General features: G+C 36.8%; 12 protein-coding genes, 2 pseudogenes and 1 riboswitch. Of the genes and pseudogenes, 11 read left to right on the top strand and 3 right to left on the bottom strand.

The genetic code is table 11. The features are described from left to right. Positions 1 to 11: 11 nt before the first annotated feature. The 9 genes and pseudogenes from FH144_RS00250 to FH144_RS00210 all read left to right on the top strand — a co-directional run bounded on the left by FH144_RS00250 (position 12) and on the right by FH144_RS00210 (position 11157). Positions 12 to 1436: pseudogene (locus FH144_RS00250) on the top strand (phosphate--AMP phosphotransferase). Positions 1437 to 2231: 795 nt separating this feature from the next. Next, positions 2232 to 2999, top strand: coding sequence for an aggregation-promoting factor C-terminal-like domain-containing protein (locus tag FH144_RS00245; protein ID WP_242313124.1), 768 nt, complete (start codon positions 2232 to 2234; stop codon positions 2997 to 2999). A gap of 163 nt (positions 3000 to 3162) precedes the next feature. Next, on the top strand, positions 3163 to 3657 hold the full coding sequence (locus tag FH144_RS00240; protein ID WP_242313123.1) for a glycosyl-4,4'-diaponeurosporenoate acyltransferase CrtO family protein: 495 nt from the start codon (positions 3163 to 3165) through the stop codon (positions 3655 to 3657). Further along, positions 3650 to 5149, top strand: a complete 1500-nt coding sequence (locus tag FH144_RS00235; protein ID WP_242313122.1) for a phytoene desaturase family protein — start codon at positions 3650 to 3652, stop codon at positions 5147 to 5149. The genes FH144_RS00240 and FH144_RS00235 overlap by 8 nt, the downstream gene beginning before the upstream one ends. A 21-nt stretch (positions 5150 to 5170) precedes the next feature. Next, positions 5171 to 6301, top strand: a complete 1131-nt coding sequence (locus FH144_RS00230) for a glycosyltransferase family A protein (RefSeq protein ID WP_242313121.1) — start codon at positions 5171 to 5173, stop codon at positions 6299 to 6301. Between the two features lie 20 nt (positions 6302 to 6321). After that, entirely contained in the window at positions 6322 to 7185 is an 864-nt protein-coding gene (locus FH144_RS00225) for a phytoene/squalene synthase family protein (protein ID WP_242313120.1), read from the top strand. 11 nt (positions 7186 to 7196) lie between these two features. After that, positions 7197 to 8702, top strand: coding sequence for a phytoene desaturase family protein (locus FH144_RS00220; protein WP_242313119.1), 1506 nt, complete (start codon positions 7197 to 7199; stop codon positions 8700 to 8702). Positions 8703 to 8785: 83 nt separating this feature from the next. Beyond that, positions 8786 to 8896, top strand: a riboswitch (SAM riboswitch). A gap of 77 nt (positions 8897 to 8973) precedes the next feature. Beyond that, positions 8974 to 10134, top strand: a complete 1161-nt coding sequence (locus FH144_RS00215; RefSeq protein ID WP_242313118.1) for an aminotransferase class I/II-fold pyridoxal phosphate-dependent enzyme — start codon at positions 8974 to 8976, stop codon at positions 10132 to 10134. A gap of 24 nt (positions 10135 to 10158) precedes the next feature. Then, positions 10159 to 11157 (top strand): D-lactate dehydrogenase, encoded by a 999-nt coding sequence (locus FH144_RS00210; protein WP_242313117.1) that lies wholly within the window; start codon positions 10159 to 10161, stop codon positions 11155 to 11157. Positions 11158 to 11418: 261 nt separating this feature from the next. Here FH144_RS00210 and copZ read toward each other — a convergent pair whose 3' ends face one another. The 3 genes from copZ to FH144_RS00195 form a co-directional block, all read right to left on the bottom strand. Then, positions 11419 to 11625 (bottom strand): copper chaperone CopZ, encoded by a 207-nt coding sequence (gene copZ, locus FH144_RS00205; RefSeq protein WP_198611899.1) that lies wholly within the window; start codon positions 11623 to 11625, stop codon positions 11419 to 11421. A 147-nt stretch (positions 11626 to 11772) separates the two neighbouring features. Continuing rightward, on the bottom strand, positions 11773 to 14160 hold the full coding sequence (locus FH144_RS00200) for a heavy metal translocating P-type ATPase (protein ID WP_242313116.1): 2388 nt from the start codon (positions 14158 to 14160) through the stop codon (positions 11773 to 11775). Positions 14161 to 14425: 265 nt separating this feature from the next. Next, positions 14426 to 14632, bottom strand: coding sequence for a hypothetical protein (locus FH144_RS00195; protein WP_107507087.1), 207 nt, complete (start codon positions 14630 to 14632; stop codon positions 14426 to 14428). A 254-nt stretch (positions 14633 to 14886) separates the two neighbouring features. Between FH144_RS00195 and FH144_RS00190 the strand changes: the two genes are divergently transcribed. Both FH144_RS00190 and FH144_RS00185 read left to right on the top strand, forming a co-directional pair. Next, complete coding sequence (locus FH144_RS00190) at positions 14887 to 15756, top strand: SDR family oxidoreductase (protein WP_242313114.1); 870 nt, start codon at positions 14887 to 14889, stop codon at positions 15754 to 15756. Positions 15757 to 15990: 234 nt separating this feature from the next. Next, a pseudogene (locus FH144_RS00185) lies at positions 15991 to 16182 on the top strand (glucose starvation-inducible protein B); the annotation flags it as partial. Positions 16183 to 16184: the final 2 nt, after the last annotated feature.

Genomic DNA, 16184 nt, shown 5'->3' with positions numbered 1-16184 from the left:
GTGAATCGTATATGACGACTAAAATTGAAAAATTAGCATTAAAAACTGCAGAGCTTACACGACAAACACATGACTTAGGTATTCCGGTTATGATTTTATTTGAAGGGGTCCCAGCATCAGGTAAAACACGCTTAGCAAATGAACTATTGTTAAATTTTGATGCGAAGTATACTCACTTTATTGCGACACAATCACCACAAGGCGATGATTTGAGATATTAATTTTTACAAAAATATTGGAATACATTACCTAAAAAAGGTGATATTAATATTTACTTTAGAAGTTGGTATTCTCACTATTTAGATTATCGTGAAAATGAAATCAAACATGACAGATATAAAAACTATGGTGTATTAAAAGAACAAATCGATTCGTTTGAAGGTATGTTAGAACAAGATAATTATGAAATTATCAAGTTTTTCATCGATATTAATGAAGAAAAGCGTCAAGAACATATTAAACAAACGAAGGCTAATCCGTTAACACGTTGGAAAGTTCAAGAATATACTAATGTATTATCGACACAAACCTATTTAGATGATATGCATGGATTCATTAAAAATGATAAAACATGGCAAATTATCGATTATACAGAGCGTCAAAGTGCAACTGAAAAGATGTATGAACATATTATTAAACGTTTAGAGAAAGCCATCGAACAACATAATAAAACAAAAGATAAACGTGATGGTAAATTCACGCCAAACTTTACTACTGATTTATTTGATATTGATGTTGATAAAGTTTCCAAAGGTCAGTACAAAGCATTGATTACGGAATTACAAAACCGTATGCGTGAAATCCAGTTCGCATTATATGAAAGAAAAATTCCATTAATCTTAGTATTTGAAGGTATGGATGCAGCAGGTAAGGGCGGTAATATCAAACGTATTAGAGAGAAACTTGACCCTACAGGCTATGAAGTCAACGGTATTAGTGCGCCAACAGATGTAGAACTAAATCATCATTACTTATGGCGCTTTGCGAAAGATATGCCTAGAAGCGGTCATATCGAAATGTTTGATAGAAGTTGGTACGGTCGTGTACTTGTAGAACGTATCGAAGGATTTGCGACGGTTAAAGAATGGCAACGTGCCTATGAAGAGATTAATGCTTTTGAAAAAATGTGGACTGATGAAGGCGCAATTATATTAAAATTCTTCCTTACATTAGATACAGAAGAACAATTAAAACGCTTTAAAGAACGCCAAGTCAACGTTCATAAACAATGGAAGATTACGGATGAAGACTGGCGTAACCGTGAAAAATGGGATTTATATGTCGAAGCCAGCCATGACATGATTGAAAAAACACATACAGATTACGCACCATGGCTCGTAGTACCTGCTGATCATAAGAAAACATCACGCATTGAAATATTAAAATACATTATTCGTGAATGTGAAAAAGTCCTCTGGGGCGTAAAAGATTATTAATACTATTAATATAGAAGAAAGACGATTCAAATAAGAAATTAAATATTTAGAAATACATCATTAAAGTATCGATTGAATTATTAAAATTTAGTCGATGCTTTATTTTTTACACATTCTAAAATGAAATATGCATATCTATACGAAGTATTGTAGCGAGACTCCTTGACAAGCAATGTTAATCGAAGGCTAAAAGATAAAACTGGCAGTAGTTGTCTGAAATGAAGATGCGTTCAAGCCTCACTTTCTTCATTTCTAGTCAACTTTGCCGGGGCGGGACTACGAAATCTTAGAAATTTCATTAGATTTCTGTCCCGCTCCCCTAAGAACGCGAGCCAAACAATACGGAGTTTATAAAGTTATTCAAGTCTGGCATGGTGGTGTTTCCATCCATAATTTATAGAATGATTTCATAAATTTTAACCAAATTATCAAGAAAATAAATGACGTCTAAATTATAAGAAATATTACGGTATTGTAACAAAACGGAAATTTGTAATATTACGAGCGTTGTAAAACGATTGTAAATTTCCCAAGAAAATAATGTAAAATCATGGTTCATGATGAAATATTAAACAAAATACCCAGGAAATCATTGTTACAGAAGACAACAACAATATTTCAATGTTACAAAATCAATTCCTTATTGTAATTTTTTGTAAGATAAGCGTAATACTATTGGCATTTTTTTATGATATAGTACTTATTGTCAAAAGTTAAACAACAGAGCAAAACACTATAACTAAAAAATTAACATTACGAAAAATATAAATTACATTTTTGGAGGAATTATTTATTATGAAAAAGACAGTTATCGCTTCGTCATTAGCAGTAGCATTAGGAGTAACAGGTTACGCATTAACTACAGACAACAGTGCACACGCATCTGAGTCAACATCTAGCTATGATCAATTAGCTAACTTAGCTCAAAACAACCCATCAGAATTAAACGCTCACCCAGTACAAGCTGGTGCGTACAACATCACATTCGTTAAAGACGGTTTCCAATACAACTTCACTTCAAACGGTAAAACTTGGTCTTGGAACTACACTTACGTTGGTGGCGCTGACACAGCTTCAACAACTACACAAGCTGCTCAACCAGCTCACACAACTCAAGCAGCTCCAGCAACTGATTACTCAGCTTCATACAACAACCAAGCTTCAACTCAATCAGTAAGCTCAAACCAACAAGCTAGCCACACTAACGTGAAAGCTGTATCTGCACCATCTACAAGCAAAACAACTAGCTACAGTGCACAAACAACTTCATACTCAGCACCTGCAGCATCAACTTCATCAGCTTCAACTGGTGGTTCAGTTAAAGCTCAATTCTTAGCTAACGGTGGTACTGAAGCAGCTTGGAACACTATCGTAATGCCAGAATCAGGCGGTAACCCTAACGCAGTTAACTCATTAGGTTACAGAGGTTTAGGTCAAACTAAAGAATCTTGGGGTACAGGTTCAGTAGCTTCACAAACTAAAGGTTTAATCAACTACGCTAACAGCCGTTACGGTTCATTAAGCAACGCTATTGCTTTCCGTTCTAGCCATAACTGGTGGTAAGATTTACAGAAATAACTGGATAGTACATCGAGTTATTGAAGAGAGAGGTCGACTTATGTCGGCCTCTTTTTTTAGTTATTTAATATACACTGTCGTTTAAAGTTTACTGATACGCGTTATAGGGAAATATTAAAGACTAATAATTAGAAAGCGTTGACGATATATGCCATTAAAAAAGATTCTAGCACTTGGAATATTTCATAGTATGTATTGGTTTTCTACCCAAATGACCATTTCTTACCTTTTCGCGAAGTTACCACTCACTTTTTTTGAAAAGTACGAACGTCTATTTAAGCCCTTATCATGGGAAGAAAATGGTAAGTTATGGAACACGTTGTTTCAAATTAATAAATGGAAGAAATATATACCGGAAGGCAACAAACTAAATCCAGAAATATACAATAAGAAACAATTAACGTCATTCAAATTACCCAATATACATAGAATGATATTAGAAATGCGACGTGCAGAGTTGGTACATTGGTTATCCATCTTACCCGTCATAGTATTTGTAAAAGCACCTCGATATATTAAAATAATCAATCTTTGCTATGCATTATTAGCTAATATTCCAATCATTGTGGCACAACGCTATAATCGTCCAAGATTAGAACGCTATTATCAATTGAAAAAGAAACGAGGCGAGCACGATGTCTAAAAAAAGTATCATAGTGATTGGCGGAGGTTTAGGCGGTATCTCAGCAGCCATTCGACTAGCTCAAAGTGGTTACGACGTCACATTATATGAGAAAAATAATCATATAGGTGGTAAGGTGAATCGTCTTGAAACACAAGGCTTTGGCTTTGACTTAGGCCCATCTATTTTAACGATGCCTTACATCTTTGAGAATTTATTCCGTTATAGTCACAAAAATATGGCAGATTACGTCACGATTGAACGTTTATCATTACAATGGCGTAGTTTCTTTACGAATGGTGAGACGATTGATTTATATGAAGATTTAAATCAAATGTTGGAAGCTAACGACAATTTAAATGAAGAAGATATTCAACAAGTACATGATTTTCTTAACTATGCAGAGAAAGTACACCGCTTTACAGAAGAAGGGTATTTTGCGTTAGGGCTTGATACGGTTTCTGAAATCATTAAATATCAAGGCCCTTTTACTGCGTTAAAAGGCGTCGATTACTTTTCAACGATGCAACAAGCCATTAATCGCTATGTTAAAAAACAAGAATTAAGAGATATGTTGGGTTACTTCATTAAATATGTCGGTTCTTCTTCATATGATGCGCCAGCTGTATTGACATTGTTAATACATATGCAATATGAACAAGGGCTATGGTACGTTAAAGGAGGTATTCATCTTCTTGCGCAAGCACTAGAACGTTTAGCACGTGAAGAAGGTGTAGATATTCATACTGGCGTAGACATTAAAAGTATTGATACCTATTTCAATCATGTCTCGGGTGTAAGGTTAGATGATGGCACGCATGTTGAGGCTGACTACATTGTAGCGAATAGGGAAGTGATTCCAACATACCGTGATTTGCTTCATTTTTCAGAGGGAAAATTGGCTAAGTTAGAGAAAACGTATGAGCCAGCTAGTTCTGGATATGTGATGCACTTAGGCGTGGACAAGCAGTACCCACAACTGGCGCATCATAATTTCTTATTCTCAAGTGATTCTAAACGTAATTATCACGAAGTCTTTCACGACAAGGTTCTACCACAAGATCCAACGATTTATTTAGTCAATTCTAATAAAACTGATGAGACACAAGCACCTACAGGTTATGAGAATTTGAAGGTCTTACCGCATATTCCATATATTCAAAATGAACCGTTTACCGAAGTACAATATGCTCAATTTCGTGAACGTGTCTTAGATAAATTAGAGCGCATGGGGCTAACAGATTTACGTCAACATATTGTATATGAAGACGTGTGGACGCCTCATGATATAGAGCGCCATTACGCTTCTAATAAAGGTGCGATATATGGCGTCGTCGCTGATAGAAAGAAAAATAAAGGCTTTAAGTTTCCTAAACAAAGTCAATACTTCGATAACTTGTTCTTTGTTGGTGGTTCTGTCAATCCAGGTGGCGGTATGCCAATGGTGACGTTAAGTGGTCAACAAGTCGCTGATAAAATTAACCAACTTGAACGAGATAATCATCAAGTGTAGATCTAATGAGGTGAAGGATAGATGAAAGGGTTAGAGATATTGCTTCATAGCGTTATAGGCGTTTCATCATTATGTGGTCACTTCATGTATGATAAACGGCATTTGCTACATTTTCAAAAGTCAAAAATTGATAATAAAGATATGACTGTAAGTATTATTATTCCGGCGCGAGATGAAGCGCAACGACTGCCCAAATTATTGAAAAGTATAGCCCAACAATCGGTGAAATCTGAAGTCATTGTCATGGATGATGATTCTCACGATGGTACGGTTGCAGTGGCCCGTGAATTTGGAGCGCATGTGCATCGAGTCGGAGAGAATGTAGACAATAAACGATGGTATGGTAAATCCTATGCGTGTTATGAAGGCGTCAAACATGCAACATCTGAAATAATCATATTTATGGATGCAGATGTCGTATTAATGAACGAACAGGCGTTAGAAGCGATAATGCAAACATATGCTAAACAAGCGTATCGCGGTTTATTAAGCATCCAACCTTATCACATTGTACAACGACCGTATGAACAAGCCTCGGCCTTATTTAATTTAATGACGGTAGTAGGTATGAACCAATCGTCAACTTTAGCTCAAGCTCAAACGCAATCATTGGCATTTGGTCCAGTTACAGTTATGAATCAAACAGATTATGCTTTAACGGAAGGTCATAAAAATGCGCAAACACATATTATTGAAGGGTTCGCGCTAGGTCGAGCCTTTCAACAGCACCATCTACCGGTGACGGCTTACGAAGGACAAGGGTATGTTGGCTTTAGAATGTATGAAGAAGGTCCTAAATCGTTAGTCGAAGGTTGGACGAAACATTTAGCAGTAGGCGCCTCGGCAACGCAAGGACGTCTCATGGCAATGATTATAATCTGGATGATAGGCACGATGACCTCGACTTTAGCTTTAATTCTAGGATTATTAGTGAAATCATTGTCATTTAAGCGTATATGTGTATCATATGGAATATACACAATACAATTTGTGAAATTACATAAAAGAGTAGGTAGCTTTTCACTCCTATTTTTAATAATGAATCCACTTTTATTTTGGATATTTATTTTAATTTTTATGAACTCATATCGTCACATTTATTTTACGAAAACTGTAAAATGGAAGGGACGTACTTTTAATATTAATGATTAATGCATAACAGGGGGCTCTCCATGAGAACATTAGAAGAAAGTTATCAATATTGTCATCAAATTATGAAAGATTATTCTAAAAGTTTTTCATATGCATTTGATATGTTACCAGAGCAGCAACGACAAGCTATTTGGGCTATCTATGCCGTATGTCGAATCGTTGATGATAGTATCGATATACATCAAGATGTGGACTATTTACATAAAATACGACGTGACGTTCAATCTGTTGAACAGCACGCGACAATACCTGAAACATTTGAAAGTGATGCGGCTATTATGACGGCATTTGCCGATACTGCAACACATTTTCAAATGAATTATCAAGCCCTTTATGACCTGATAGATGCAGTAGAAGCAGACCAAGATTTCGAAATGTTCGAGACAGATCAAGGGTTACTAGATTATTGTTATGGTGTTGCAGGCACGGTAGGCGTATTATTGATTCCAATTTTAGCGACACCACCAACAGATAAAGCGTATGAATATGGTAAGCAACTAGGCGAAGCATTGCAGTTAACTAATATTTTACGCGATGTAGATGAAGATTTTGAAAATGGACGCGTCTACTTTAGCGTAGAACGTTTAAAAGCATATGATGTGTCAATCGCACAGGAAGTAGAACGTGCTAAACCTTCAGAAGCCTATAAAAAATTATGGGAAAGCTATGCTAAACTTGCGGATGATAATTATAACGAAGTCTTAAACCATCTAGAAGTGTACAACGAAGAAGCACGTATGATTATTGAGTTAGCTGCTGAAGTATATCGAGGCATTTTAACTGAAGTCAGAAAAGCGGACTACACGCTAAAAGACCGTGTCTATGTATCAACATGGAAGAAAAATAAGATCTACCGTAAATTAAAGAAAAAATATAAAGCTTAGGTGGGAAAGATATGAAGATAGCCGTCGTTGGCGCAGGAGTAACAGGCTTATCAGCAGCCGCTAGATTAGCTGCACATGGACATCAAGTAACAATCTTCGAGAAGAATGAACAAGTAGGTGGGCGTATGAGTCAATTTAAAAAAGATGGCTTTACGTTCGATATGGGACCTACGATTGTAATGGTTCCAGATGTATACAGAGCAGTATTTGAGGAAAGTGGTAAACGCTTTGAAGATTACATAGATATGAGACAACTAACGCATATCTTTGATATCTATTTCTCGGATAAAGATAAAGTGAGTGTGTCGACTGATTTAGCGCAGTTAAGCCAAGCGTTAGAAGCTATCGAACCGGGGTCAACACCAGGATTTATGCAGTTCTTAACCGACGTATATAGACGTTATGAAGTTGCACGTAAATATTTCTTAGAACGTACCTTCCGTAAGCCGAGTGAGTTTTACAATCCACTGACATTATATCGTGGTCTTAAACTAAGAACGTTTAGCAAAGCGAATCAACTTATTGACGATTACGTTTCTAATGAAAAGATTCGTAAATTACTCGCATTCCAAACGTTGTATATAGGTATCGACCCTAAACAAGGTCCGTCTATTTATTCAATTATTCCAATGATTGAAATGGTCCATGGCGTGCACTATATTAAAGGCGGAATGTATGGCTTAGCACAAGGCTTATTGAAACTTGGCCAAGATTTAGGTATTGAAGTTCGATTAAATGCAGATGTACAAGAAATCATTATCGATCCTAAATTTAAACGTGCAGATGGTTTACGTGTGAATGATGAAATCCATCGCTTTGATAAAGTGTTATGTACTGCAGATTTCCCGTATGTCGCACAACACTTGATGCCATCCCATGCACCACTGAAGAAATATTCTCCTGAAAAGGTAGACAACATGGACTACTCATGTTCAGCTTTCCTTGTCTATGCCGGCATAAACAGAGAACTACGCGATAAAGTTCATGTTCATAATGTTGTATTCGCCAAAGACTTTAGAGGCAATATTGATGATATCTTTAGTGGTAGAATGCCAGATGATCCTTCTTTATATCTTTATTTTCCAGCGGTAGAAGATGATGAGCTAGCGCCAAAAGGCCAAACTGGAATGTACGTGCTTATGCCTGTCCCTGAATTGAAAACAGGCGAAATAGATTGGAATGATCCAAATGAAATCGAACGCGCCAAAGAAGTTGTTTATAGCAAAATAGAAACAATTGAAGAACTTAAAGATGTGCGCAAAGATGTGATTTCAGAAACAATCTTTACACCATTAGACTTTGAAAGTCGTTATAACGCAAAATTTGGTACGGCATTCGGCTTAATGCCTACATTGACGCAAAGTAACTATTATCGTCCGGCTAATGTGTCGAAAGATTATAAAGATTTATACTTTGCAGGTGCAAGTACACATCCTGGTGCAGGTGTTCCAATTGTCTTAACGAGCGCTAAAATTACGGCAGAAGCCATGTTAGAAGATATTAATAAAGGGATTTAAATACTGAATAGTTAGATTAAATCTGAAAATTATAAATATTGACAATATTTTTCGTCCTGATAAAATAAATAGTAATTCGAAAGAACTTATCCAGAGAAGTGAAGGGATTTGGCCCGATGAAACTTCAGCAACAGGCTTCACATATAAAACAGCACTGTGCTAATTCCAAAGAGGTAACGCCTCACAGATAAGTGTCGTGTACAAAATAACGCTATATGCCACTTGGAAAAGTGGTGTATAGCGTTACTTTTATATCTAAAGGAGGATGAAGATGGTCATTTCAAAGAGATTAGCCGCTATACCGGAAAGTTACTTTGGCAAAACGATGGGACGCAAAGTTGAACATGGATCTTTACCACTGATAAATATGGCAGTGGGCATTCCTGATGGCGAAACGCCTAAAGGTATCGTTGATCATTTTGCAGAAGCAGTGCGTATACCCGAGAATCAAAAGTATGGAGCGTTTCATGGCAAAGAATCATTTAAAGAAGCTATTGTGAATTTCTATCAACGTCAATATAACGTAGATTTACATAAAGATGATGAAGTGTGTATCCTATATGGCACGAAGAATGGACTCGTCGCTTTACCGACGTGTGTCGTTAACTCAGGAGAGAACGTGCTATTACCTGACCCGGGTTATACGGATTATCTAGCAGGCGTGATGCTTTCCGACGCGAACCCCGTACCACTCAATTTATCGCCTCCTGACTATCTACCAGATTGGGACAGTGTTGATAAAGAGACTTTAGCGCATACGTCACTGATTTACCTTACATATCCAAACAATCCAACCGGGTCTACTGCTACGTCAGAAGTGTTTGATGAAACCATTAAGCGTTTTAAAGGAACGCAAACGAAGATTGTGCACGACTTTGCCTATAGCGTATTTGGCTTTGATGCGAAGAACCCAAGCATTCTTGCTTCTGAACATGGGAAAGACGTCGCAATCGAAATCTTCTCCTTATCAAAAGGCTATAATATGTCAGGTTTCCGTGTCGGATTTGCAGTAGGAAACAAAGAGATGATTCAAGCGCTTAAAAAATATCAAACCCATACCAATGCAGGAATGTTTGGTGCCTTACAAGATGCGGCAACGTATGCATTAAATAATTATGATGATTTTTTAGAACAACAAAATGCTACGTTTAAACGTCGTCGTGATGCTTTTGAAGCACGCCTAGCTGAAGCACACTTACCTTTTGTACATTCAAAAGGAGGCATTTATTCATGGCTACAAACCCCTCCAGGATATGACAGTGAAACGTTTGAACAGTATTTATTAAAAGAGAAATCCATTTTAGTCGCACCAGGTATTCCATTTGGAGAAAATGGCCGTCATTACGTTAGAATCTCCTTAGCATTAAATGATAACGATTTAGCAGAAGCGGCCGAGAGATTAGCGTCATTAGCACATTTATACGACAACTAAGAAGACAAGAAAGGATGATGCATAATGTTAAAAATTAAAATGATGAGTGTAAGAGATGAAGATATACCTTTCATCGAACAATGGGCACAAGACAATCAAGTTGAGATAGAGATGAATAAAGAACTATTAAACGATGATAATGTAGACAGTGTGAAAGGATTTGACGGTTTATCATTGTCTCAACAACATCCTCTTTCAGAACAGGTATTTGCTAAATTACATGACTTTGGCATTAAACATATCGCACAACGTAGTGCAGGTTTCGATATGTACGACTTAGACTTAGCGACCAAGTATGACATTGTTGTTTCCAATGTACCTTCATATTCACCAAGTTCAATTGCAGAATTTGCCGTGATACAAGCGATTAATATCGTAAGAAATCAGAATGATATTCAACGTAAAGTGCGTGATTATGATTTTCGTTGGGAACCTTCTATATTATCACGTTCGATTAGTGATTTGACGGTAGCGGTCATTGGTACAGGCCGTATTGGTTCTGTAGCGGCTAAGATCTTTGCGAAAGGCTATGATAGTAAAGTGATTGCGTATGATCCTTTTCCAAATGAGCATGTAGCAGAATATGTCGAGTATAAAGATACGTTAGAAGAAGCAGTGGCAGAAGCGGATATTGTAACGGTTCATATCCCAGCTACACATTATAACGGACACTTATTTGATGAAAAAGTATTTTCGAAATTTAAAAAAGGGGCAGTATTCGTTAATGCGGCGAGAGGTTCAATGGTGGATACTAAAGCCTTACTCGCTGCGCTAGATAGTGGCCATCTTAAAGGTGCAGCTTTAGATACTTATGAATATGAACGTGGCTTATTCCCTGGTGACTATCGAGGTAAAGAGATTAATGATGAGCTGTTGGATACGCTTATTGAACGAGAAGATATTCTGTTAACTCCACATATTGCTTTCTATACGGAAGCGGCTGTTAAGAATTTAGTGGTAGATGCATTAGATGCCATTATTGAATTACGTAATACAGGAACTACGAAATTAAGAGTTAACTAAATAAAGAGAATCCTGGCAGTATTTTAATATGGTCTATAACTCTCGTGGTCTCGACCTAGAAAAAAAGGCGTAAAGATGATTGACTCACCTTTACGCCTATAATATTTGGGTTCTGGGAAGTGATAAACGGTGTCCCAAAAGTAGGATTCTCGGCAGATACCGTCACGATTCGATAAAATTTGAAGAACAATTTTGCTCATCGTTCGGTTCTGCTCAAATCCTAAACACTTTTGTCCCAACCTCACTCTCATATATTCAAGATTATTTTACGTCGTAACCTTGGTCTTCAATGGCTTGTTTCATTTGATCAACTGAGACTCTGTTTTCATCATAATCGACTCTAACTTCGTTTTTATCTAAATTGACTTCGGCAGTTGTTACGCCGTTTAATTTAGCTAAGGCAGATTCGATAGCGTTTCTGCAATGATCACAGCTCATGCCGTCTACTTTAATTGTTTCATTAATCATCTGTGTCACCTCCAAAGAATTACATTACTGTATACCCTTATTCTACTCCTTTATATATATCAAAGAAAAGAAAACGCGACGAAATCCTAAATTAAAGTCATTTTTAAGGTAAAATGCGTATAATTTTAACGTATAGTTAAATGCTTATTATAATTTCATACGTTTTAGACGTAGGGCATTGCTTACTACACTGACAGAACTTAAAGCCATGGCTGCACCGGCAATCCATGGTGCCAATAATCCCATAGCAGCAATTGGAATACCAGCTACGTTATAACCAAAGGCCCAGAATAAGTTTTGTTTAATATTGCGAATGGTTTGGTCACTTGCATGAATAGCTTTAGGGACTAAGTGAATGTCGCCACCTAAAATCGTAATATCGGCCGCTTCAATCGCTACTTCTGTACCTGTGCCCATCGCAATACCAATATCTGCTTTCACAAGTGCAGGGGCATCATTAATGCCATCGCCGACCATTGCTACTTTATGTCCTTTGTCTTGTAATTGTGTTATATGTTGCGCTTTATCTTCAGGCAACACGCCTGCGATAACTTGGTCGATTCCTACTTCTGAAGCAATCGCTTGTGCCGTACGCTGATTGTCACCAGTTAACATAACGGTATGAATATCCATATCCGTTAACTGTTGAATCGCTTCTTTAGCGGAATCTTTTACCGTATCAGCCACAGCGACCATACCACGCAGTTCACCAGCGTATGCGATTAACATTACAGTATGACCATCTGCTTCCATACGTTCCATTTGCGCTTGATAATCTGTGACATCAATACCGTTATCTTGCATCAATTTTTGATTACCCACGAATAAGTGTTGGCCTTCAATAACGGCTTGTATCCCATGTCCTGGTAAGGTTTTATAATCCTCTACATCTACTTGAGAAACTCCTTGTTCATCTGCATATTGCACTATCGCAGTAGCTAACGGATGTTCTGAATTACTTTCAGCCGATGCCACGTACGCTAATATATCGTTTTCTCCTTGAAAATGAGTTACCTCAGGATTGCCATGTGTGAGTGTACCCGTCTTATCAAACACTATAGTATCAATTTGATGTGTTCGTTCCACATATTCGCCACCCTTGAATAAAATACCATTTTCAGCAGCGCGTCCAGTACCTACCATGATAGACGTAGGAGTTGCGAGGCCTAATGCACAAGGGCAAGCTATAACTAATACTGAAATCATTGCGACTAAGGCGTCTTCAAATTGTCCAGGGTGTACGAGTGTGATCCAAATTAAAAATGTGAGTAAAGCGAGTCCAATAACGATAGGCACAAAATAACCAGAAATGATATCGGCAAGACGTTGAATAGGGGCCTTGGAACTTTGTGCTTCTTCAACTACTTTGATGATATTAGATAACGCACTATCTTTACCCACATTAGTGGCTTTGATAGTAATGACACCATTTGAATTCATGGTTGAACCTATCACATTATCATCGACCTGTTTATCTACAGGCATTGACTCACCCGTTAACATCGATTCATCAACGGCCGTTTCACCTTTAATGATTTGGCCATCGACTGGTATTTTTTCACCTGGTTTAATTAATAATGTATCATCAACATCGACTTGGCTTAACGGCACCATGCGTTCGGTACCATCTTCAGTAATAATCCGTGCTTCTTTCGCTTGTAAATTTAAAAGTTCACTTAAGGCGTTAGTCGTTTGTGACTTAGCACGAGCTTCTAAATATTTTCCGAAAAGAATTAACGTAATTAATACGGCACTCGTTTCAAAATATAAATGGGGCGTCGTAGTTGTACCAATGAGCCATTTAACCATTTGATAAATACTATAAAAATAGGCGGCACTAGTACCCAACACTACTAGCACGTCCATGTTGGCACCACCATTACGCATATTCTTATATGCGCCTACATAGAATTGCCAACCAATAATAAATTGAATGGGTGTAGCTAGTACTAATTGAAACCAAGGGTTCATTAAAATGTGTGGTAAATTCATATTGAATAAATGAACTAACATGGTCATTAATAAAGGAAGTGCTAGAACGGCAGACACAATTAATTTATTGCGTTTATGCTTTAATTCTTTCTCTTTACGTGAGGCTTGTTGTTCTTCGGTTTGTTTAGGTTGAGCGTTATAACCTAAATTTTGAATACGTCCGATTAGTGTATCTACGTCAGTTTGACTAGGGTAGTAATCAATCGCTGCTTGTTCGGTAGTTAAGTTGACGCTAGCTTGTTTAACGCCAGATGTTTTATTTAAGACCTTTTCAATACGGTTAGAGCATGCCGCGCATGTCATACCTGTGATATCGAGTTCCGTTTTATCAGTAGCCACATCATAACCGAGCTTTTGAATGGTAGAAACGAAGTCGCTTACGGTATAGGTGTTGGCATCATATTCGATATTCGCTTTTTCAGTTGTTAAGTTTACTTGTGCGTCGACATGGTCCATTTTATTCAAGCGTTTCTCGATACGATTTGAGCAAGCGGCGCATGTCATACCCGTCACATCCAAGGTCACTTTGCTAGTTTGGCTCATCATTCTACCTCCAATTCATTTCAATACCAGTATACCCCCTAAGGGTATTATAGTCAATCATTTCGCTTGATTTACGAACATAAAAGCCTAGAACACTTGGTTAAAAATGTTCTAGGCTTATTTGGGAAAAATAACGATGTTAAGCTATTTATTAAAAAGTCGGATTAGATGTGCGTTGTGCACCTTAAAACGATTAGTTAAATTGTAGTATTTTAGGCTTGTATAGTAAGAGGTGAAAATGAAATATAATTATTTTACTTATTAATTAGAAAAAGTCAGATGGTTTGAAGTCTTCTAAGTTTAAGTCTTTAAAGTTATTGAAATTATAGTTGGAAATGGTTTGAACTAATTCACCATTTTTTGCCTCATCATAGTATTTGTTTACGTCATTCACAATATCATGGTCTTGAAATGTTTTAACAAGGCCTAAAATGACAAGTAGTGTAATGACTCCCTTTAATAATACTCTCATTTGTAATCGCACTCCTTTTCTCTATATAAAATGTGATTCGTGATTGATCTAATTGAAAGTTAAATTTAATTATAAAGCCCTACCGTTTTAATTTCATGCGTCTATAGTATTGATGTTGAGTGGTTCTAAAGTAGTAAATAACTTACTCGTAGAATTTAACTGGTGTGTAATTCAATTTAAGTATAAATTAATTTGTTGTTTTGAAAAACCATTAAATGGGAACGATTAAGTAAATGGAAAAGGAGTGTGTATAAATGAACTTATTAGATTTTCATAAACAAATTAAAGGTTATACTCAAAGTAAACAACCGGGTACTGAAAAAGATATGAATCCTAAACCGGTAGCAGAATTAGACGAATATAAAGCTGGTGGTAAGTTAAAAGGTAAAGTAGCATTGATTACTGGTGGAGATTCAGGTATCGGTCGTTCAGTAGCTATTTTATTCGCTAAAGAAGGCGCGAATGTTGCGATTGGTTATTATAATGAACATGAAGATGCTGAAGAAACAGTTAATCGCCTAAAAGAAATTGGCGTTGAAGCTAAAGCATATGCGCACGATTTAAAAGACGCTGATCAATCTAAACAATTAGTCGAAGATGTAGTAAAAGACTTTGGTGGATTAAATATCTTAGTAAATAATGGGGCCGTACAATTCCCTCAAGATGATTTCTTAGATATTACACCCGCTCAATTTAAAGAAACGTTTGAGACAAATATCTTTGGCATGTTCTTCTTATCACAAGCAGCAGTTTCGCATTTAAGTGAAAATGATACAATTATTAACACGACAAGCGTGACAGCATATCGTGGTTCAGGCCACTTAATTGATTATGCTGCAACTAAAGGTGCCATCGTGTCATTCACTCGTTCATTAGCTACTACATTAATGGAGAAAAATATTCGCGTAAACGGTGTAGCACCAGGACCAATTTATACACCATTAATTCCAGCTACATTTGATGAAGATAAAGTGGAAAATCAAGGTGACGACACACTAATGGGTAGACGTGGCCAACCAGCCGAACTTGCCCCTGCCTATGTCTTCTTAGCTACAAATGCGGATAGTTCTTATATAACTGGCCAAATTATTCACGTTAACGGCGGAGATTTTATTACTTCATAATATATTATTACCGATTATGGTCTAAGACATTATTACTTTATTGGTGTCTTAGACTTTTTTTATTTAGATGATTTATATTTTGTTCCACTGTTTTTAAGTAATTAAAATAATTTGTAAAATATTGTTTATACGTGAATTAAATGGGAATAATGAAATTGCACCTAGAGTTCGTGGTAATTATGACACCTTATGATAAGTATTTTTAAAAAAAATATTTTTAAGGAGGAATTTTTAATGTCAGAAGAGAAAAAAATGACGCACGAAGAAGCAGGCCAAAAAGGTGGAGAAACAACTTCATCAAATCATGGTGAAAAGTTCTACCAAGAAATTGGTGAAAAAGGTGGAGAAGCTACATCGTCAAATCATAATAAAGAATTTTATGAAGAAATTGGCGAAAAAGGCGGCAAGTCTCAATCAAGTAACAACAA

The organism is Staphylococcus sp. acrmy, from assembly GCF_022690565.1.
Taxonomy (GTDB): Bacteria; Bacillota; Bacilli; order Staphylococcales; family Staphylococcaceae; genus Staphylococcus; species Staphylococcus caledonicus.
This window is presented reverse-complemented; position numbering and strand designations above follow the sequence as displayed.

Excerpts from the sequence above, each read along its gene's own strand:
- FH144_RS00230 (WP_242313121.1), top strand. The coding sequence starts at position 5,171 with ATGAAAGGGTTAGAGATATTGCTTCATAGCGTTATAGGCGTTTCATCA.
- FH144_RS00200 (WP_242313116.1), bottom strand. The coding sequence starts at position 14,160 with ATGAGCCAAACTAGCAAAGTGACCTTGGATGTGACGGGTATGACATGC.
- FH144_RS00195 (WP_107507087.1), bottom strand. The coding sequence starts at position 14,632 with ATGAGAGTATTATTAAAGGGAGTCATTACACTACTTGTCATTTTAGGC.
- FH144_RS00210 (WP_242313117.1), top strand. The coding sequence starts at position 10,159 with ATGTTAAAAATTAAAATGATGAGTGTAAGAGATGAAGATATACCTTTC.
- FH144_RS00190 (WP_242313114.1), top strand. The coding sequence starts at position 14,887 with ATGAACTTATTAGATTTTCATAAACAAATTAAAGGTTATACTCAAAGT.
- copZ (WP_198611899.1), bottom strand. The coding sequence starts at position 11,625 with ATGATTAATGAAACAATTAAAGTAGACGGCATGAGCTGTGATCATTGC.
- FH144_RS00220 (WP_242313119.1), top strand. The coding sequence starts at position 7,197 with ATGAAGATAGCCGTCGTTGGCGCAGGAGTAACAGGCTTATCAGCAGCC.
- FH144_RS00245 (WP_242313124.1), top strand. The coding sequence starts at position 2,232 with ATGAAAAAGACAGTTATCGCTTCGTCATTAGCAGTAGCATTAGGAGTA.
- FH144_RS00225 (WP_242313120.1), top strand. The coding sequence starts at position 6,322 with ATGAGAACATTAGAAGAAAGTTATCAATATTGTCATCAAATTATGAAA.
- FH144_RS00215 (WP_242313118.1), top strand. The coding sequence starts at position 8,974 with ATGGTCATTTCAAAGAGATTAGCCGCTATACCGGAAAGTTACTTTGGC.
- FH144_RS00240 (WP_242313123.1), top strand. The coding sequence starts at position 3,163 with ATGCCATTAAAAAAGATTCTAGCACTTGGAATATTTCATAGTATGTAT.
- FH144_RS00235 (WP_242313122.1), top strand. The coding sequence starts at position 3,650 with ATGTCTAAAAAAAGTATCATAGTGATTGGCGGAGGTTTAGGCGGTATC.